Source organism: Cytobacillus stercorigallinarum, from assembly GCF_014836495.1.
Classification (GTDB): domain Bacteria; phylum Bacillota; class Bacilli; order Bacillales; family Cytobacillaceae; genus Cytobacillus; species Cytobacillus stercorigallinarum.
Genome location: NZ_JACSQT010000003.1, coordinates 256,785 through 273,701, shown reverse-complemented (window position 1 = coordinate 273,701; position 16,917 = coordinate 256,785). Strand labels below are relative to the sequence as shown.

The following is a 16,917-nucleotide window of genomic DNA, read 5'->3' as shown; positions in this document are numbered from 1 at the left end:
TGAATCGGAGGGGAATGTGTTGGCAAATGACAGTTTGTATCAAAAATCAAAGATTAGTAGGATTGGAGAATTAGGAAAGTCAGCAGCGGAAGCCAATAAAGCCTTTTTTGCTTTTGATAAGGCGGCATTAGCGGATGGCGCCATTACGGAAAGAACGAAAGAAATTATTGCTGTCGCCTGTGCTCATGTTACGGGGTGTCCGTATTGCATTGAAATCCATGTTGGTAACGCGAAGAAATTGGGGGTTTCAAAAGAGGAAATAACAGAAGCAGTCTTAGTAGCGACCGCCCTTAAAGCAGGTTCTGCTTTCGCACATGGCACTCATGCGTTAAATGCTTATGATGAAGTAGAAGCAGATAACCTCTACCGAGCGGAAAATATGAAGAGAATGACTGAGTTGAAAGACTATGCCCCAGATGCGGTAAAAGGTTTCTTCGGCTTTGATGAATCAGCTATGAAAGACGGGGCGATCAATAAGAAAGATAAAGAGCTTATTGCCGTCGCCGTTGCCCATATTACAGGTTGCGCCTACTGTATCAACATACACACAAAGAATGCGAAAAGACTCGGTATTACAAAAGAAGAACTTGTCGAAAGCATCTTTGTCGCAACGGCCTTAAAAGCTGGTTCCGCACTAGCACACGGTATCAATGCATTAAATGCCTATGATAAATAATTGAAATAGGATTATTCCACGGACATGATTGCCCGTGGATTTTTTTGAATGTTAAAGATTTGTGTTCATGGGGAGTCCAATAGTTTAGCATCCTTTCGGAAAGTAGGGGATACAACAAGGGGAAGAGGAGCTGCAAGAAGTGTTGGAAACTAGGAAATGCACACAATAGGTTAGAAAAACCCAAGTTGTCTCACATGAAGAGTGAATGCTCATCATCTAAAATAAACGTAATAAGCCCTATCTGTGGCTAACCCGTGAAGGATGTCAGCAACTAAGGTATAATAGCGTTATGACATATAAAGGACGACATGCTTATGAAAAAACTATTATATTGGCTCCCTAGTATTTTATGGATGGCAATTATTTTTATTTTATCTCATCAACCGGGGACACAATCAAGTCAATTAAGTGGTGGGATTACAGAAGTTATTGCTGCTTGGGTTCCATTTTCAATTGAAAACTTACATACTTTAGAGACTTTTATTCGTAAAAACGCGCATTTTTTTGCTTATTTTATTTTAGGTATATTTATTCTTTTTGCCATAAGACAAGGGAATATCCTTACGCGTCAAAAGCTATTTATATCCTGGATCCTCACAACACTTTATGCGGCGTCTGATGAGTTTCATCAACTTTTTATTCCAGGGCGTTCGGGTGAATTAAGGGATGTATTCATTGATAGTGTAGGAGCAGCAACCGGGCTCATTTTATTTTCTATCGCTTATTATTTGCGGAAAAGTAAAAGACGTAGATCTGTGTAGTTACAATAAGGGAGAAACGCCCACACAAGAAGGTTTCAAAACCAGTGGAAGTGTGGGCAAATTTAAATAGTCCATCACCCATTATGCAGAGCAAATCGCTTTTACCTAATCATATGCTTAATGACGAGGTGCTAGTAACATCACACCCACACCAACCAAGCAGATGGCAGCTCCAATCCAGTCATACATATCAGGCGCTTTTTTATCAATGCCCCAGCCCCAAAGGACAGACAAAACAATGAATACACCACCATAGGCAGCATACACTCGTCCGAAAGATGGGAAGGATTGAAAGGTAGCAATCACCCCATACAACGCTAAGGCAACCATGCCGCCAATTCCCCAATAAAAAGGTTTCCCCTCTCTTAGCCATAACCAAATGAAATAACCGCCGCCAATTTCTGCAATTCCGGCTAATAAAAATAGTATAATCGCACTCAAAATTTGCTCACTCCTATTCTTCATTATGGTAAAATATAGGTAGCGAAAATAACAAGAAAGAGGTTATTTGATGAAAAAATTCCTAATATTCTTACTAAGTTTTATCGTTCTCATTTATGTATTTGAAATCGGATCCGGTCTAATCTTGACACTTATGTATACACCCGAAATCACATATGGTACAACGCAAAGTCAAACAGTAGAATTTGGAACCATTGCTAACCAGTTCCCTTATTTATTTGCATTACTTGCCGGCTGTATCGCTTATTTTCTATCTCAACGATTATATCATGCGAAGTAAACTTGAGGTGATGGTTTGAAAAGGAAAAAAGACGAAGAGAGCAAAATGAAGACAGATGATGATTGGAATAGAACGTTTTACGGTGCGCCAACTGTTGGAGGAATGGTTATTGTTCTTGCCATCATAGGGTATATCATTTATCAAGTGCTAATGAGTTAGTACAATCATGATGATGTTCTTTAAGAGCATCTTTTTTTATGGAGCTTGAATATAAGGAGTGATTCCATGCTAACCTTCAGTTTTATCGGCTTCTATTTGATGCCAGTCCTATGTATTGTTTTTTGCTTAAATTTGGTTTCCCTTTTGAAGAAAATCCGTGATGAAAAAGAAACAGAAAAAAATACTTTTTGGCTGACAGTATCGTTTAGCTTAATCATTTATACGATTATGAATCTAGCAGCTATGTAGAAAATAAAAAAAGAGCCCCTTCGATTGAAGGGCTACTTTTCTTTCACTAATTGCGGGGCTCTCCGGCCACCGGCAGCTTTTTCATAGGCATACGCCATACCAAGGATGTCACCCTCGCTCCACATTGTACTGAAAAAGGCGAGGTTAAAGGGTGAGCCGTTATTGTAAAACCCTGCTGGTATTGTAATGAGTGGCAATCCACTAATATTAATTTCGGATATGGTTGAAGTCGCAACATCCTCACTATCTATAGTTGGTACATCTTCTAGCATTGTTGGGTAAACAAAGGCATCTAATTGTTGCTCAGCCATAATGTAGGTAATGGTGCGTAACAGTTCGTTCTTCGTTTCTTTAAAGCAGGTTAAATCAGGTAAGTGTTCAGCATTTTCGAAAGCTTTGTCGGTTTCAAGTGGTCGGACAAAGGAAGCTAAGGGCTGGTCTTCTGCCCAAGGTATCGCTCCCGCTTTTAAGCATACTTTTTCCATATTTAACGAAGGATCAAGGTTTTTGAAGTATTGATTAAGGTCGTAAAAAAAGGACTCTCTCCCAATCATTGTATCAATTGTTTTCATATATGGAGCCAGTGGCTTTGCATGAAAAGGATCTTCAATGACTTCTGCACCCAGTGATTGCAATATTGAAATGCTTTTTTTATAAAGTTCTTCCGTTTCTGCCGTCATTCTCGTTTCTCGCCAACTAGGGCCGTATAAACCAATCCTTTTTCCTTTTAAAGCATGTGATGAAAGGAAAGATGTATAGCCTTTCTTTGGAACCGTACTGGAAATAGTTTTAGGATCATCAGGTGAATAGCCAGCGATCACATCAAGCATGATTGCTGCATCCCGCACCGTTCTGGCATGTGGTCCAAGTACATCTCTTGTACTGCCAGCAAGCGGAGTCACACCTGTAGTAGGAATGAGTCCGAATGAAGGTTTGATCCCCACGATTCCTTGCGCTGCTGCTGGTACTTGTATGGAACCGGCTGTTTCTTCTGCTACTCCAAGAACGGTAAAATTACCAGATACGGCAGTAGCCGTTCCACTACTACTACCACCAGGTGTGAGTTTTCTATTTACCGCATTGTATGTAGGACCTTTCCAACTAGTATTTGCGTGGTAAGCACAACTAAAGGCAGGGATATTTGTTTTGCCGAGTATGATGGCATCAGCTGCTTTTAATCTAGAGATAATGGTGGCATCTTTCTGTGGTAATAATTCTATCCCACCTGCATCTTTAGCGAGTGGAGCCCAGCCAAATGTAGATGGAAACCCAACCATATCAACCGCTTCTTTTACAACTACTGGGATACCTGCTAATGGACCGAGCTTTTCCCCGCGCATTCGTTTCGCATCGATGGCTTTCGCATCAGTAAGGGCCTGTTCGTTCATAAAAGTAAAAGCATTATATGTCGATTCATATTGTTCAATACGATCAAGGAAAGATTGAATGACTTCTTCAACCGTATACTCACCTGTATCATACAATTTGTGAAGCTGTTCTATTGTTATCTCCTCGAATAAAAATAAATGCTGATTTTCTGATAGTAACGAGTTCGTTTTCATCACATAATCTCCCTTCAACATTTGTGTATTTAACCTATCTTATTACAAGCGAAGATCTTTTGCATGATTTTTGTGAGAAAATTTAACAAAAATTGTTATTGTGTTTGTAAGATTGGTAGATTAAAATCGGCCAAGAGGTGGTTACATGTTATCAAGAAAGAACGTATATATTTTACTGTTGCCAGTCTTTTTTCTCTTTGGTTGCCAAGGAACAGAAGAAGAAGTATTCCGATATAAGGGTGCTTATATTGGTGATAATAGTGCCGTGGGAAATATATTGAATGAGACAGCAGATTCGATCGATTATTTTGAATTAAAGACCGAGCAAGAACCGTATGGTGTAGAAGTATTTTATCATGAAGTCGATGATGGGGAGACATTAATGAAAAAGCAAGCGACTACTCTGTTTTCCTTAGTACAAAACGTGGAATGGATAAGCTTTCATGTAAATGGAATTGAAACGAAAGTAACAAAAGACGAAGTAAACAGTTGGTATGAAAAAGATATAGCAACTATAGGGAGCCAAGAAGAGCTAGAGCAATTGATAAACAGTTGGAACTAGATCTATTCTACCTATAACTTAAGAACTACAGGTCTACATAGACACTTTTGCAGATCCTTTTTGATACTAAAACTACATAGTAAATTGGAATGGGATATAAATATTTGGTAGAACAAGTGACCTATTAAATGCATGTAAAGGGTTGAATATTTTTCCTTATTTTTCTTGTTGTACTTATAGGTCATTGGATTTAAAAGTATTGCTAGCAAAGGAGTCGGTGCACTCATTCTCTATGATTTAAGTGGGAATGAGTGTAAATAATAGGAAGAATGAGAAAAACATAGATATCGATAATATATTCTGAATTTTTGCTAAACTATTACGTTTTTCATTATTATGCGTCTCATTTATACTACATATAGTGTTTTTTATCAAGAACAATATAGAACATATGAAAGAACAAATCACGAATGGAAGGGGGAAAGTGATGATTCTAGGATAAAAGTTGCGGCAGTGGATGACTAGCTTTGCTTTTTCCTAAAAATGAACACACATCTATGGTTGATTCCCCTACGAAAAATAAATGTGAGCAAGAAAGGACAGTATGAGGGTGAAAAAGGTAACGACCATCACAATCATTATTTGTCTCATGATTGGACTAACAGGTGTCTTCGTTCAAGCATTTTCGAGCGAATCCCTAGGAAAGTGGAGTAATGAATTAATCGAGTTAAGTGAGCAACAGACCAATATAGAACTGGCAACAGCCTATGAATCTTGGTCTGAACAAATGAAACAGCAAAAGTTGGATGCACAATTAACCTTTGAAGAGGAAATAGAAAAAAACGTAGTAGTTTCTAGTGAAGAAGCAAAAAAAGAGATCGACCAATACTTATATTTGTACAAAGTAGACCTTCAAAATATAAAAAAAGAACTAAGCGATTCATTTCATACTTATGAAGGTGAAAAGAAGGAAGAGCTAAATTCTGAGATGGATCAAGAAATACTATCATTCTTAGAAGAAACGTTAGAAAAATAAATTTCGACAAAAGGGGTCGGGAAGATGAAAAAGAAAATCATAGCTGGTGCAGTCACAGTCGGATTGCTAACGGGAGCAGGCTTTTCATTAGCAAATACAGATGCGGGACAAGCTTTAAAAACTTGGTATGATAACTTATTTAACCAAACAAGTGCTGAGGTTTTAAATGAGTCGGATGCCAATTTTGAACAGTTATTAACAGAACTCAGAGCAGAAAATGAAGCGTTAAAAGAATTAGCAGCCAGTCAAATTGATGAGAAAACATTAAGTGAAATTGAAGGGTCTACTTTAACTATTAACCAAGCAAAATATGAACATATTACCTCATTAGATAGTGAGAAATTATTGATTCTGGAAAATATGGATTATCAATTCTATCAATTATTTTTAGAAGGCTATTTTCATATTAAGGCAAAAGGAGATTTAATGGAGGAGGAAGCAACGGCTAATTTCCAAGCTTTTGCGAGTGAAAAGGGGCAGTCGGCTTTAGAGCAAGTCACAGCGGAATTAAATCAAGCGAAAGCAGATGCAGTGACAGAACTTGAACAAGAGATTGTAGCAGCGAAACAAGAAATTGTTACAAAAGTCGAATCTCAAGTTGAAATTAGTAGCCGAAACTTACGTAGCCAGGCAAATTGGAAGGCAGAAGAAATCCGAGAGGCATTAGATGCCATCTTAGCTAATTTAGTTGCAGAACAAGAGGCTGCAATCACAGCGAAAGCTGCTGAACTAGAGGCAGATGCAAAAACGAGCTTAGATGATGTTGTCAACAATATTGTCAATGATTAATTAGTTTCAGGGCCAAGTAATTTGGCCCTGGAAATCTCGAAAAGGGAGGAAAACAAAATGAATCATAAGAAAAGAAAATATGTCAAAATATTGTTTAGTTGCCTTTTCGCAGGTTTCCTTCTGTCTGTTAGTTTTCGACTTGTGTCTGCAGGTGAAGGTATGGAATCGATGCTAACGAATTGGTTCTCTGCAAAAAAAGCAGCGTCCATCGCCGAGATAGAAACGGCTGTAAACGAAGAAAAAAAGAAGCAAATTGCGAAATTAAAAGAAGAAATCCCACAAAAACTAGCGGCAGCAGATCAACAAATAAAAGAGAAAACACAGTCAGAAGTAGCCAAACGTGTAGCTGAATTAGAAGCGTACACAAATGAACTGATCCAAAATTACGATCCAACCATTGAAGAGAATCAAAAGAAAATCGCTGAGTTAGAAGCCATAATGGAAGCAGCAAAGGCTGATATGGCTGCAGTAGCTGAGGAGTAGTTGGGTCCAATCTTAACTGATTACACTACTTCATCACAATCATGGGCCCGTTCTTGATTCGATGTTGGCTGAAACCAATCAAACATAGATCCGCATTCGTAAATTTGACGCGATTCAAGTTTAAACGAATCAAAATTAGAGATACCTTCAGATAAATGACGCGATTCAAGAATAAACGAATCAAATTAAGCGATAGCTCCAGATAAATGACGCGATTCTGGAATAACCGAATCAAATTAAGCGATAGCTCCAGATAAATGACGCGTTTCCAATTTAATCAAATCAATTAATTCAATATCTACCTATATTGCTACGTTTTCATATGAATCAATCAAACAGACATCAAGGTTTAAAACTTCATCTAAACACAATCAAACCTCAATCTAACCCCTATCGATTCCAATTTCAATCCATAAAGGTACGCCACACTATAAAAAAGAACAAAGGCCAAAAAACCTTTGTTCACGGGTAATGTATTTTTCAATGGTTCTGACTGATAGTAAGTGCCATTTCCGTTCTATTAATAAAACTTCGCAACGCGTTCTAGTGGTAGCCTTGTTGTATTAAAGGCGGGTGCAGCACTTTTGCCGATAGCGATTAAAGTAATTGGGAATATGTTTTCTTCTAGTTCATATTGTTTGGCGAAGGCAGCTTTATCGAAGCCTCCCATTACGATTGTATCTAGCTCGCGTTCTTTTGCTAGCAGAAGCAATTGCATAGAAATCAGACCAGCATCATAGCTTGCGATGTTCATTAGTCCTTCTTTCGGTTGGCCAGGATATAGTTGGTGTGTATTGCTGATGGTACGGTCAGCAATGGATTGATCCATGTAACCAGCTTCGACATTTTGAGTATAGATTTCCTCGACATTTTTATAAGCCTCAATATCGCCAAGTACGGCAATAACAGCAGAAGCATTTTCTACAATCGCTTGATTATTGCCAAAGACAGGTAAAGCCTTTTTCATTGCTTCCTCTTGGATAACGATAAATCTCCATGATTGTAAATTACTAGAAGAAGGAGCTGAAATAGCATGTGCTAATAATTCTTCTAAACTTTCTTGCTGTATTTTAAAAGAAGGATCGAACACCCTAACAGATTTGCGTTCATTCATAAGAGTTACTAATTCTGACATTTATCTCTCCACCTTTACTTATGTATCGTAAGTTTATTTCGTTTTTTAAACTTACCATTCGTAAGTTATGTTGTCAACCAATGAATATATGATACTATTTAATGAGGACAGGTAAAGGAGCTATAAAGAATGGATTGTAACCATAATTTGAAAACGGATTCTAAGCATATCTGTAGCAACTACCATGAAGCGATTGAATTTATAGGTCGCAGGTGGATGGGCATGATCATCTATTCCTTAATGGACGGACCGAAGAGATTTTCTGAATTAGCTGATGAAATCAATGGTATTTCTGACCGATTACTTACAGAACGATTAAATGAACTCGTTAAGGAAGAACTTGTGAGTAAAACATATTTAGAAGATTCCTCGAAAAAAGTTGAATACGCCTTAACAGAAAGAGGAATGAGCCTGAAGAAAGTCATTGAAGCCATTCTTGCTTGGATTGCAGAAAACGAAAAGTAATAGCCGAGACAAATATTTTAGTGAAGAACGAACAGATCTATAGAGGATTTGTTCTTTTTTTGACTCTTTTTCTTATTAAAAGGGTGAATGATCTCCTGTTGAAAATTTAAATGAATAATAAATTGTAAAGGAAAAGGTGGAGTAAAAAATATCTATGGATCCATAATGGTTTGAGGAAATTTTCACACGTATCGATCATTTGAGAATCGTCGATAGGGAAATCCTAACTACAGAGCAGTTGTAGGAAACTTGGCCAAAGCGATTTTATAACGACCAATTTAATTGCAGATGAAAGGGATTTTAGAAAAAATTGCTGCAATTCCATGCTGATGGACCAGAAAAGTGTACAACCTATCCCCATTCTTTTCGGTAAACTGACCGCCGAGCAATGGGGAAGGGGATATACAAACATCTGGCTCATCATCTTCGTTCTTCTTTTATCTTCTTCATCAACGCTTCACAACCAGCGCTCACTAATTCATATGTTTCTTGGAAATCTCCGGTATAGTAAGGGTCAGGCACATCTTTTACACCTTCAGTTAAATCTAACAAACGGAAAATTTTTGGATGTTGAGGTTGACCAAGTATACTGTATATATCTTTTATATTCGATTCATCCATTGCCACAATATAATCAAATGCTTCAAAGTCTTCTTTCTGTAGTTGACGCCCTTTTAATCCTTTAGAGGAAATACGATAGTCGTTTAAAATAGCGAGTGTCCCTTTATGTGGAGGCGCGTCAATATGCCAAGCGCTCGTCGCTGCAGAATCTACGAATATTTCCTTCTCTAACCCAACTTGTTCCACCTTATGTCTAAATATCGCCTCCGCCATTGGTGAACGACAAATATTACCTAAACAAACAAATAACACTTTAATCATGAGGATGCCCCTTTCCTTTTACAAAAAAAGATTCAGTCGAAACGACCATCAGTTCAACAATTTGTTCTGCCATATAAGTGGGCGTATGCGGGAAGTCCTCTTCAATCCAACGAATAATGAGACCGGCAATGCCATTGGCGCGATAAATATATAACCATTTAGCGTCAACTGAACTGTCCTTAGGTAGGACATAGTCGTATTCATCTAAAAAAAGCTGTTCAATGGCCTTTGCCATTTGATAGCGGAAATCGACGCGAATATGGTCACTTAATAATAATTGATATAGTGATGCCTGTTCTTTGAAATAATTGAATAATGTAATCTCCTCAATCGGAAGTTCTCGTAAATAAACTTGTTCATAAGCTTGATAAGGAATACCAATTTGTTCAATCATCTCATGTAATGTTTCATCAATGACCTCTTTTAGTAACTCGTCCATTGAATGAAAATTGGCGTAAAATGTTCCGCGATTATAATTTGTCTCTCTTGCAATCTCAGATATAGTAATTTGGTCGAAAGACTTTTTATATAATAATTCAATAAATTTTGTTTTAATAGCCGCGCGTGATCGTTGTACGCGTTTATCTAAAAAATCATGCTCCAAGAGAATCACCTCTTTTCTTATTATGTTGAATTCCTACATATTTTGCAATTTTACTGAACAAAATAAAATTGGTTGAACATTACTGAACAAAATAACCCAATTTGTATATTGAGACACTAAAATTGATGAGATTTAATAGAAACTGAACAAAGGAAAGGGAGGAAAGAACAATGACATTTCCAGTATTAGAAGGTAAAGTCGCTATTGTTACAGGCGCAGCAATGGGCATGGGGGAAGCGACGGCTAAACTTTTTGCAGAGGCAAAAGCGAAAGTAGTAGTAGCTGATTTTAATGAAGAAAAAGGCCAAGCCGTAGTAGAAGAAATCAAAGCTAGTGGTGGAGAGGCCGCTTTTGTAAAAGTAGATATCTCGAAATCAAAAGAAGTACAAAACATGGTGCAATTTGCTGTAGACACATACGGTAAATTAGATGTGGCTGTAAACAATGCTGCGTTAACACCAGATGATAAATTAGCTGCTGAGTTCGATGAAGATTATTGGCACCGCTTAATGTCTGTTGACTTAACAGGTACGGCTCTTTGTTTGAAATATGAGCTACAACAACTAGAAAAACAAGGAAACGGTGGTTCCATCGTTAATATCTCATCTGTAAGCGGATTCCGTCCACAACCACAAAATATTGCTTATGTAGCAGCTAAGCACGGAGTAGTTGGAATGACAAAAGTAGCTGCTATGGAATATGGTCCACAAAATATACGTGTGAATTCAGTAGCTCCTGGTGCAATTGATACACCAATGCTTAGAGGTGCTCTTGATCAGTTTGGTTTTACGGAAGAAGAGTATGCACCACAACTAAGCTTGTTGAATCGCTTTGGTCAACCAAGAGAGATTGCACAAGCAAGTCTTTGGTTAGCATCGGATGCATCATCTTATATTACAGGTACTACGATTCATGCCGACGCTGGATATACATCTAGATAAGATACAATTGTTAGGGCTCTTTTTTAAAAAGGGCTCTATTTTATTTCCTCTTAATAATCTCATCCCTCACCCATATCGCTTTTGTATAGGCAACCCTCATTCCTGCCCGCTCCATATTCCTCTGACTAACTGAGCCATAGGAGGCTTGCCCAGCGATCCATTTGCAGCCAATTTCCTGCGCATGTTGCATTCTTTGTTGAATGAGTGCAGACTGCCCCCCTTTTTGACGAAAAGCAGGTAAGGTAGCAGCAGCGGCGAGGTTTGCCCCTTTTTCATTACAAAAAAGCACGCCGATTCCAGCAGGTTCATGATTGACTAGTGTTAAGTAAAATTTCCATTCAGGTAGCGGATAAAGGACGGCATTGTTCTGCGCTACGTCTTCTAGTAAGAAAGAGGGCATTTGAAAGCCTTGTATGTATATGTCAGCAAAAGTCTGGAATTCATCTTGGCGTAAAGTACGGATTTCTATCGCATGATTTACTGGTTTTATGGTATCGGGTAACTGCTTATATAAAGTGGTATGAAAATCTGTCTGATAAAAACCGCGCTTGTGCAATGCTTTTAATAATGATCGGGAATAATGACTTGGTGCAATTTCGAAGCGAGCAGGAATATGTTTCTCATCATACCAATCAATTATTTTATCAAGCAATAACTCGTCTTCCGCACAAAACCCTTTGATTACATTAAAAGCTGGCCCCGGAATATTTTTAACAGTGTAGGCCATTGTTTGTCCGAATGATTGGATGGATACACCGAGTGGATTATTTGGTCGGTTTCCAATAGCATGAAGGCGCGAAGTGAGTGTATCCATTTCGATTTGTTCCCATAATTTTTCATTCATATATTTCACATCCTCCGTTCAACCTTTTTCGACACCTTTCTGGATATTTCCTCTTTGAAAAATATTTTTCTATTTTATGTCAGCATCCGTTTCTTATGTCATCTATTTTTTATAAAAGAAATACCTACCTACGGACATAAAAAATATTTTATAAGAAGAACGGTTTGAACAATTAGAAAAAAATGTTTATTTATAGTGATTTACTCCTCGGGAATTGTAGTATTAATCCAAATCCTACTGTCATCTATCGGTAAAAAAAGTTTATTTCCATGTGATGGCAGTGAAATATTTATATATTAATATATTAATCGTGCCAATTTGACAATGAAAAAAAAGGAAAAGAGGAGGCGGGCATATGTGGATTATTGTTGTTTGCTGTCTCATTTTATTAACGGCAGGAATTATTGAAAAAAGAAAACATCGTAAAAGGCTAGATGCATTAAAGATACGAGTTAATATTAATGGAATCCGCGGGAAATCGACTGTCACAAGGCTTATTACTGGGATATTATTCGAAGCTGGTTATAAGACAGTAGGAAAAACAACGGGAACGGATGCGAGGATGATTTATTGGAATGATCCAGAAGAGAAACCAATTGTGAGAAAGCCTCAAGGGCCTAATATTGGTGAACAGAAGGAAGTAATTAAAGAGACGGTTAATCGTGGAGCAGAAGCATTAGTCAGTGAATGTATGGCGGTCAATCCCGATTACCAAATTACTTTCCAAGAAGAATTACTACAAGCGAATATCGGGGTTATCGTGAATGTCTTAGAGGACCATATGGATGTGATGGGACCAACATTAGATGAAGTTGCTGAAGCTTTTACAGCGACCATCCCTCATAACGGTTATTTAATTATTACTGATGATGCATATCGTGATTATTACGAAAAAGTAGCGGCTGAACGTAACACGACTGTGATTGTCGCTGATAATAGTAAGATTTCAGAAACATTTTTAAAACAGTTCGATTACATGGTTTTCCCTGATAATGCCTCTTTAGCACTGGCAGTAGCAGAAGCGATTGGTATTGATGAAAAAACGGCAAGACAAGGGATGCTCCATGCACCACCAGATCCAGGAGCGATGAGAATTTCGCCAATTGGACATTCGAAAGAACCATCCTATTTTGTGAATGGTTTTGCAGCAAATGATGCGTCTTCGACTTTGAATATTTGGAAGCGAGTAGAAGAAGTTGGATACCCGACAAAGGAACCAATCGTTATCATGAATTGCCGTGCAGACCGTGTCGATCGTACGGAACAATTTGCGAGAGATGTTTTACCATTTATCCCAATGAAAACGCTTGTTGTGATTGGGGAATCGGCAGAACCGATTGTGAAAGCATACGAGCTGGGACTTATCCCTGCACAATCATTAGAAAACTTAGAAGGATCGGATACGAGAGAAATTCTCGAGCATTTAAAAGGAGAAATGAAAGGTTCTACCATTTATGGAGTCGGCAATATACATGGTGCTGCAGAACCGTTAATAGAGGAAATTCAACATTTGAAAATAAAACAATTAGTCAGTTAAGGAGCGTTTTCCATGTTTGGTGATGATTTATACATATCTCTTATTCTAGGCGTCCTACTCAGTCTCTTATTTGCTGAGAAATTTGGGATCATGCCTGCTGGGTTAGTCGTGCCAGGTTATCTGGCTCTTGTATTGGACCAGCCAATCTTTGTTTTAATTATTTTGCTCGTCAGTTTATTAACCTATGTGATTGTAAAATATGGCGTATCAAAGGTCGTTATTTTATACGGACGTCGCAAGTTTGCTGCGATGCTGATTACCGGGATATGTCTCAAATTGATATTAGATTATTTTTACCCGATATTACCGTTTGAGATTAATGAATTTAGAGGGTTGGGGGTCATTGTCCCAGGATTGATTGCAAATACGATTCAAAAACAAGGAGTTACCATTACATTAGGTAGCACCCTGCTTTTATCCGCTGCAACATTTGGCATTATGTACGTGTATTACCTATTTTAAAGGAGTGAGAAGGCAAGAATGGAACAAAAAAAGAAACATAGGAAGCTCAATTTCCATGAACAACTTCTTCGTTTCTTAAAGAAGCAGAAAAGACGTATTCCTATACATATCATGATTCTTTTTCCGGTGCTAATTGTCGCATTTGCTATTATTTATAGTTTTGATATTCGTACGGAGGCAGATGCTCAGCCAGAAGAAAATGCGCAAGTAACGGGCGTGGCTGTTGGAGATGTAATGGTTGGGAGACATGTGGAAGAAGTAACAAAACGTTATGGTTATGACTATTTATTCCGTTATGTTGAGCCATTATTTAATCAGGCGGACTATGTCACAGGGAATTTCGAAAATGTAGCAAGTGATCGAGAGCTTGAACCGATGGAAAACAAAGAGATTACATTGCAAGCCAATCGTGAATCGGTTGCGGCGATGAAGGACGCTGGTTTTCAAACGATGGCCATGGCAAATAATCATATGATGGATTATGGCGAACAGGGAATGATTGATACCCTTGATGCCTTTCATGAACAAGGAATCGATGCCGTTGGCGCTGGGACAAATCATACCGATGCTAGAAATCGTATTTCTTATCAGGAAATCAATGGATTAACAATTGCGACACTGAGTTTTTCTGACTTAAGTTCTGATGAAACGAAGGCAGGAGAAAAAAAAGCCGGCATATTGGATTTTGATCCAGCTACTTTTATCCCTTTAACCGCAGAAGCAAAGAAAAAGGCAGATTACGTGATTGTCCATGCCCATTGGGGACGTGAATATAATAGTCGAGCGAGTGACCGCCAAAAAGAGTTGGGAAGAGCGTTGGCAGATGCTGGAGCAGATTTAGTTATTGGACACCATCCTCATGTATTAGAGTCTATTGAGGTCTATGATGACACAGTTATTTTTTATAGCTTAGGTAACTTTATTTTCGACCAAGGCTGGTCAAGAACGAGAGAAACAGCCCTCGTACAATTTCATCTCATGCCTACAGGGGAAACGAATTTCGAAATTACCCCTATGAAAATACGAGAAGCTACACCGGCCCCTTTATCAAACTGGGACAAGCTCTCAGAGCAGTCGATTATGCGTCAATTAACGAGAGATTTGGATGTGGATCACGCAACAGTTGATGATAAATTAACGTTTACAGTTAAACAAAGGGAGGGGGAAGAATGAAGAAGGTATTCAATCGTTTATTGCCTTATTTATTTGTAGCCGGTTTATTCCTTTTCATTGTGGGCTTTAGTCAAACAGATACACTAACAGAAAAAGAAGAACAAGAAATACAAATAGAATTGTTGAAGGTGAAAGTGCAACAAAGCCAAGATTAAAGAAGGAGGAGCAATGAAGAAAAAACTTATACTGCTAGGATTGCTGGTCGTTATTCTCATTGTGATTGTTCTTCTGTGGGTTTTTGATGGAAAGGGTGAGGAAGAGGTGAGCCTCCCGATGATAGGAACAGAGAGCGGTGAATACGGGGTAAGTGCAAGCCACCCGTTAGCTGTAAAGGTAGGAATGGAAGTATTAAACGAAGGGGGCAATGCAGTTGATGCAGCTGTTGCTGTGTCTTATGCATTAGCGGTTGTCGAACCATATGGCTCAGGCCTTGGCGGTGGTGGAGAAACTCTTGTATACCAAGAAGGCGCAAAGCCATTTGTTCAGCAATACAGAGAAATGGCTCCGCTTTCTTCTGAGGAAGTAGAATCAGATTCAGGCATACCTGGATTTGTAAAGGGAATGGAAGATATTCATGAAGCTGAAGGAAGTATGTCTTTTAAAAAGATTATGGATAAAGTGATTCCTCTAGCTGCAAATGGCTTCCAGGTAGATGAGGATTTATCTTATCGTTTTAAGGTGGCATTGAATAATCGGATAGACGAGGATGACGATTTGCCTTTTATCATTGATGGCGAACCGATAGAAGTGGGTGATCGTCTCGTCCAGCCAGCTCTTGCTGAAACGTTAAAAAAAATCCGTGATGGCGGTGCGGCAGCTTTTTATCGAGGTGACATGGCAGAATCGTTTGCTGAGCAACATGATTCATTTGACCGCAGTGATTTTAGTAAGTATACTTCACAAAAAATGAAAGCAGTGCATGGAGAGTTTATGGGATATGATGTATTTTCCTCTGCCCCACCATACTCAGGGCTGACTGTTATTCAATCATTGCAGATGGCAGAGAAAGTATTAGAGGAACAAGAATGGGACGATGAACCATCTTTTGTCGCCTCTTTCGGAGAAATTAGTAAAATTGCCTACGAGCAGAGATTATCACAAATAGGGGATATGGATTATACCGACCTTGATTTGGAAAAATCAATGAGTAAAGAGTTTACTGATGAGTTGGTAGAGGAACATAAGGACATTTTCAAAAGTGCCCGATTAAATGATTCAGAGGCAGAACGTAAAGATTATGGACATACGACTCATTTTGTTGTCGTAGATAAAAGCGGTATGATGGTGTCAACAACGAATTCATTAGGGAACTTTTTTGGAACAGGTGAGTATATGGAGGAAGGATTTTTCCTGAATAATGCACTCACCAATTACAGTGAAAATGAAAAAAGTCCGAATGTGTTTGAACCAGGAAAACGGCCAAGGAGCTTTATCTCACCAACGATTCTAGCCAATGATAAAGAAGTAATCGGCATTGGTTCACCTGGAGGAAGAAGAATTCCTGCAGTGATCACCGAATCCATTCTCTATCATCTTGTCTATGGTCATAGTTTACAACAAGCTGTAGAGCGACCACGTTTTTATATAGAAGATGACAAAATCGAAATTGAACCAGGCTTCAAACGTGAAACCTATAACGAACTACAAAGTAAAGGCTATAAAGTGAAAATCAATGACAATGCCACTTACTTCGGCAGTGTCAATGCCTTATCACTACAACTAAAAGACCGTACACTAGACGGAGCGGCAGATCCCCGTAGAATAGGGGAATGGAAGAAAGCTGAATAAATGAAACAGGCATTCAATCAAACGTTTGATTGAATGCCTTTTTTGATGAGTGCCCTTGATTTCCGGATGAGCTCGAAGTGGAAAATGGTTGCATGAATAAAGCGGGGTGGACGCTATTAATTCTATG

22 protein-coding genes are annotated in these 16,917 nt (G+C 38.5%); 16 read left to right on the top strand and 6 right to left on the bottom strand.

Annotated elements, in window-relative coordinates; all coding sequences use genetic code 11:
• The first annotated feature begins 19 nt into the window (after window positions 1–19).
• Together H9655_RS09350 and H9655_RS09345 are read left to right on the top strand one after the other, a co-directional pair.
• On the top strand, window positions 20–676 hold the full coding sequence (locus H9655_RS09350; RefSeq protein ID WP_191813253.1) for a carboxymuconolactone decarboxylase family protein: 657 nt from the start codon (window positions 20–22) through the stop codon (window positions 674–676).
• A gap of 314 nt (window positions 677–990) precedes the next feature.
• Window positions 991–1,437, top strand: coding sequence for a VanZ family protein (locus tag H9655_RS09345; protein ID WP_191813251.1), 447 nt, complete (start codon window positions 991–993; stop codon window positions 1,435–1,437).
• Between the two features lie 117 nt (window positions 1,438–1,554).
• Here H9655_RS09345 and H9655_RS09340 read toward each other — a convergent pair whose 3' ends face one another.
• Window positions 1,555–1,902, bottom strand: a complete 348-nt coding sequence (locus H9655_RS09340; RefSeq protein ID WP_191813249.1) for a YnfA family protein — start codon at window positions 1,900–1,902, stop codon at window positions 1,555–1,557.
• Between the two features lie 46 nt (window positions 1,903–1,948).
• Here H9655_RS09340 and H9655_RS09335 point away from each other — a divergent pair, with 46 nt between their 5' ends.
• The 3 genes from H9655_RS09335 to H9655_RS09325 all read left to right on the top strand — a co-directional run bounded on the left by H9655_RS09335 (window position 1,949) and on the right by H9655_RS09325 (window position 2,587).
• On the top strand, window positions 1,949–2,179 hold the full coding sequence (locus H9655_RS09335; protein WP_191813247.1) for a hypothetical protein: 231 nt from the start codon (window positions 1,949–1,951) through the stop codon (window positions 2,177–2,179).
• 15 nt (window positions 2,180–2,194) lie between these two features.
• Window positions 2,195–2,338, top strand: coding sequence for a hypothetical protein (locus H9655_RS09330; RefSeq protein WP_191813245.1), 144 nt, complete (start codon window positions 2,195–2,197; stop codon window positions 2,336–2,338).
• 66 nt (window positions 2,339–2,404) lie between these two features.
• A complete protein-coding gene (locus H9655_RS09325) occupies window positions 2,405–2,587 on the top strand; it encodes a hypothetical protein (protein WP_191813243.1) in 183 nt (60 codons plus the stop codon).
• 32 nt (window positions 2,588–2,619) lie between these two features.
• Here the strand turns inward: H9655_RS09325 and H9655_RS09320 are convergent, their stop codons facing one another.
• Window positions 2,620–4,149: an amidase gene (locus H9655_RS09320; protein ID WP_191813241.1), complete on the bottom strand. Its 1,530-nt coding sequence runs from the start codon at window positions 4,147–4,149 to the stop codon at window positions 2,620–2,622.
• Window positions 4,150–4,294: 145 nt separating this feature from the next.
• Between H9655_RS09320 and H9655_RS09315 the strand changes: the two genes are divergently transcribed.
• From H9655_RS09315 to H9655_RS09300, 4 genes are all read left to right on the top strand, one after another.
• Window positions 4,295–4,711: a DUF4825 domain-containing protein gene (locus H9655_RS09315; protein ID WP_191813238.1), complete on the top strand. Its 417-nt coding sequence runs from the start codon at window positions 4,295–4,297 to the stop codon at window positions 4,709–4,711.
• 550 nt (window positions 4,712–5,261) lie between these two features.
• Window positions 5,262–5,687, top strand: coding sequence for a hypothetical protein (locus H9655_RS09310; protein ID WP_191813236.1), 426 nt, complete (start codon window positions 5,262–5,264; stop codon window positions 5,685–5,687).
• A gap of 24 nt (window positions 5,688–5,711) precedes the next feature.
• Entirely contained in the window at window positions 5,712–6,476 is a 765-nt protein-coding gene (locus tag H9655_RS09305; protein WP_191813234.1) for a hypothetical protein, read from the top strand.
• A 57-nt stretch (window positions 6,477–6,533) separates the two neighbouring features.
• Window positions 6,534–6,959 (top strand): hypothetical protein, encoded by a 426-nt coding sequence (locus H9655_RS09300; RefSeq protein WP_191813232.1) that lies wholly within the window; start codon window positions 6,534–6,536, stop codon window positions 6,957–6,959.
• 520 nt (window positions 6,960–7,479) lie between these two features.
• Here H9655_RS09300 and H9655_RS09295 read toward each other — a convergent pair.
• Window positions 7,480–8,094 carry a nitroreductase family protein gene (locus tag H9655_RS09295; protein ID WP_191813230.1) on the bottom strand — a complete coding sequence of 205 codons (615 nt, stop codon included), beginning with the start codon at window positions 8,092–8,094 and terminating at the stop codon, window positions 7,480–7,482.
• A gap of 129 nt (window positions 8,095–8,223) precedes the next feature.
• Here H9655_RS09295 and H9655_RS09290 point away from each other — a divergent pair, with 129 nt between their 5' ends.
• On the top strand, window positions 8,224–8,559 hold the full coding sequence (locus H9655_RS09290; protein ID WP_191813228.1) for a winged helix-turn-helix transcriptional regulator: 336 nt from the start codon (window positions 8,224–8,226) through the stop codon (window positions 8,557–8,559).
• Between the two features lie 420 nt (window positions 8,560–8,979).
• Here H9655_RS09290 and H9655_RS09285 read toward each other — a convergent pair whose 3' ends face one another.
• Window positions 8,980–9,441, bottom strand: a complete 462-nt coding sequence (locus tag H9655_RS09285; RefSeq protein ID WP_191813226.1) for a low molecular weight protein-tyrosine-phosphatase — start codon at window positions 9,439–9,441, stop codon at window positions 8,980–8,982.
• Complete coding sequence (locus tag H9655_RS09280) at window positions 9,434–10,045, bottom strand: TetR/AcrR family transcriptional regulator (RefSeq protein ID WP_191813224.1); 612 nt, start codon at window positions 10,043–10,045, stop codon at window positions 9,434–9,436. The genes H9655_RS09285 and H9655_RS09280 overlap by 8 nt, the downstream gene beginning before the upstream one ends.
• Before the next feature lie 170 nt (window positions 10,046–10,215).
• On the opposite strand from H9655_RS09280, the gene H9655_RS09275 reads away from it, so the two are divergent.
• Window positions 10,216–10,986, top strand: a complete 771-nt coding sequence (locus H9655_RS09275; protein ID WP_191813223.1) for an SDR family NAD(P)-dependent oxidoreductase — start codon at window positions 10,216–10,218, stop codon at window positions 10,984–10,986.
• A 40-nt stretch (window positions 10,987–11,026) separates the two neighbouring features.
• On the opposite strand, the gene H9655_RS09270 is transcribed toward H9655_RS09275, so the two are convergent.
• A complete protein-coding gene (locus H9655_RS09270) occupies window positions 11,027–11,830 on the bottom strand; it encodes a GNAT family N-acetyltransferase (RefSeq protein WP_191813220.1) in 804 nt (267 codons plus the stop codon).
• Window positions 11,831–12,185: 355 nt separating this feature from the next.
• On the opposite strand from H9655_RS09270, the gene pgsB reads away from it, so the two are divergent.
• The 5 genes from pgsB to H9655_RS09245 are packed head-to-tail and all read left to right on the top strand — an operon-like array spanning window position 12,186 to window position 16,790.
• On the top strand, window positions 12,186–13,367 hold the full coding sequence (pgsB, locus tag H9655_RS09265; RefSeq protein ID WP_191813219.1) for a poly-gamma-glutamate synthase PgsB: 1,182 nt from the start codon (window positions 12,186–12,188) through the stop codon (window positions 13,365–13,367).
• Window positions 13,368–13,379: 12 nt separating this feature from the next.
• Window positions 13,380–13,829 (top strand): poly-gamma-glutamate biosynthesis protein PgsC, encoded by a 450-nt coding sequence (gene pgsC, locus H9655_RS09260; RefSeq protein ID WP_095371783.1) that lies wholly within the window; start codon window positions 13,380–13,382, stop codon window positions 13,827–13,829.
• An 18-nt stretch (window positions 13,830–13,847) separates the two neighbouring features.
• The gene (locus H9655_RS09255; protein WP_191813217.1) at window positions 13,848–15,002 is read left to right on the top strand and encodes a CapA family protein; all 1,155 of its coding nucleotides are present in this window, start codon (window positions 13,848–13,850) and stop codon (window positions 15,000–15,002) included.
• Entirely contained in the window at window positions 14,999–15,157 is a 159-nt protein-coding gene (locus H9655_RS09250; RefSeq protein ID WP_191813215.1) for a hypothetical protein, read from the top strand. The genes H9655_RS09255 and H9655_RS09250 overlap by 4 nt, the downstream gene beginning before the upstream one ends.
• A gap of 13 nt (window positions 15,158–15,170) precedes the next feature.
• Window positions 15,171–16,790 (top strand): gamma-glutamyltransferase family protein, encoded by a 1,620-nt coding sequence (locus H9655_RS09245; protein WP_191813213.1) that lies wholly within the window; start codon window positions 15,171–15,173, stop codon window positions 16,788–16,790.
• The last annotated feature ends 127 nt before the right edge of the window (window positions 16,791–16,917 follow it).

What these genes read in the sequence shown, in the direction of transcription:
- H9655_RS09345 (WP_191813251.1), top strand. Translation starts at nt 991, where the DNA reads ATGAAAAAACTATTATATTGGCTCCCTAGTATTTTATGGATGGCAATT.
- H9655_RS09340 (WP_191813249.1), bottom strand. Translation starts at nt 1,902, where the DNA reads ATGAAGAATAGGAGTGAGCAAATTTTGAGTGCGATTATACTATTTTTA.
- H9655_RS09335 (WP_191813247.1), top strand. Translation starts at nt 1,949, where the DNA reads ATGAAAAAATTCCTAATATTCTTACTAAGTTTTATCGTTCTCATTTAT.
- H9655_RS09325 (WP_191813243.1), top strand. Translation starts at nt 2,405, where the DNA reads ATGCTAACCTTCAGTTTTATCGGCTTCTATTTGATGCCAGTCCTATGT.
- H9655_RS09320 (WP_191813241.1), bottom strand. Translation starts at nt 4,149, where the DNA reads ATGAAAACGAACTCGTTACTATCAGAAAATCAGCATTTATTTTTATTC.
- H9655_RS09315 (WP_191813238.1), top strand. Translation starts at nt 4,295, where the DNA reads ATGTTATCAAGAAAGAACGTATATATTTTACTGTTGCCAGTCTTTTTT.
- H9655_RS09305 (WP_191813234.1), top strand. Translation starts at nt 5,712, where the DNA reads ATGAAAAAGAAAATCATAGCTGGTGCAGTCACAGTCGGATTGCTAACG.
- H9655_RS09300 (WP_191813232.1), top strand. Translation starts at nt 6,534, where the DNA reads ATGAATCATAAGAAAAGAAAATATGTCAAAATATTGTTTAGTTGCCTT.
- H9655_RS09295 (WP_191813230.1), bottom strand. Translation starts at nt 8,094, where the DNA reads ATGTCAGAATTAGTAACTCTTATGAATGAACGCAAATCTGTTAGGGTG.
- H9655_RS09290 (WP_191813228.1), top strand. Translation starts at nt 8,224, where the DNA reads ATGGATTGTAACCATAATTTGAAAACGGATTCTAAGCATATCTGTAGC.
- H9655_RS09285 (WP_191813226.1), bottom strand. Translation starts at nt 9,441, where the DNA reads ATGATTAAAGTGTTATTTGTTTGTTTAGGTAATATTTGTCGTTCACCA.
- H9655_RS09275 (WP_191813223.1), top strand. Translation starts at nt 10,216, where the DNA reads ATGACATTTCCAGTATTAGAAGGTAAAGTCGCTATTGTTACAGGCGCA.
- H9655_RS09270 (WP_191813220.1), bottom strand. Translation starts at nt 11,830, where the DNA reads ATGAATGAAAAATTATGGGAACAAATCGAAATGGATACACTCACTTCG.
- pgsB (WP_191813219.1), top strand. Translation starts at nt 12,186, where the DNA reads ATGTGGATTATTGTTGTTTGCTGTCTCATTTTATTAACGGCAGGAATT.
- pgsC (WP_095371783.1), top strand. Translation starts at nt 13,380, where the DNA reads ATGTTTGGTGATGATTTATACATATCTCTTATTCTAGGCGTCCTACTC.
- H9655_RS09255 (WP_191813217.1), top strand. Translation starts at nt 13,848, where the DNA reads ATGGAACAAAAAAAGAAACATAGGAAGCTCAATTTCCATGAACAACTT.
- H9655_RS09250 (WP_191813215.1), top strand. Translation starts at nt 14,999, where the DNA reads ATGAAGAAGGTATTCAATCGTTTATTGCCTTATTTATTTGTAGCCGGT.
- H9655_RS09245 (WP_191813213.1), top strand. Translation starts at nt 15,171, where the DNA reads ATGAAGAAAAAACTTATACTGCTAGGATTGCTGGTCGTTATTCTCATT.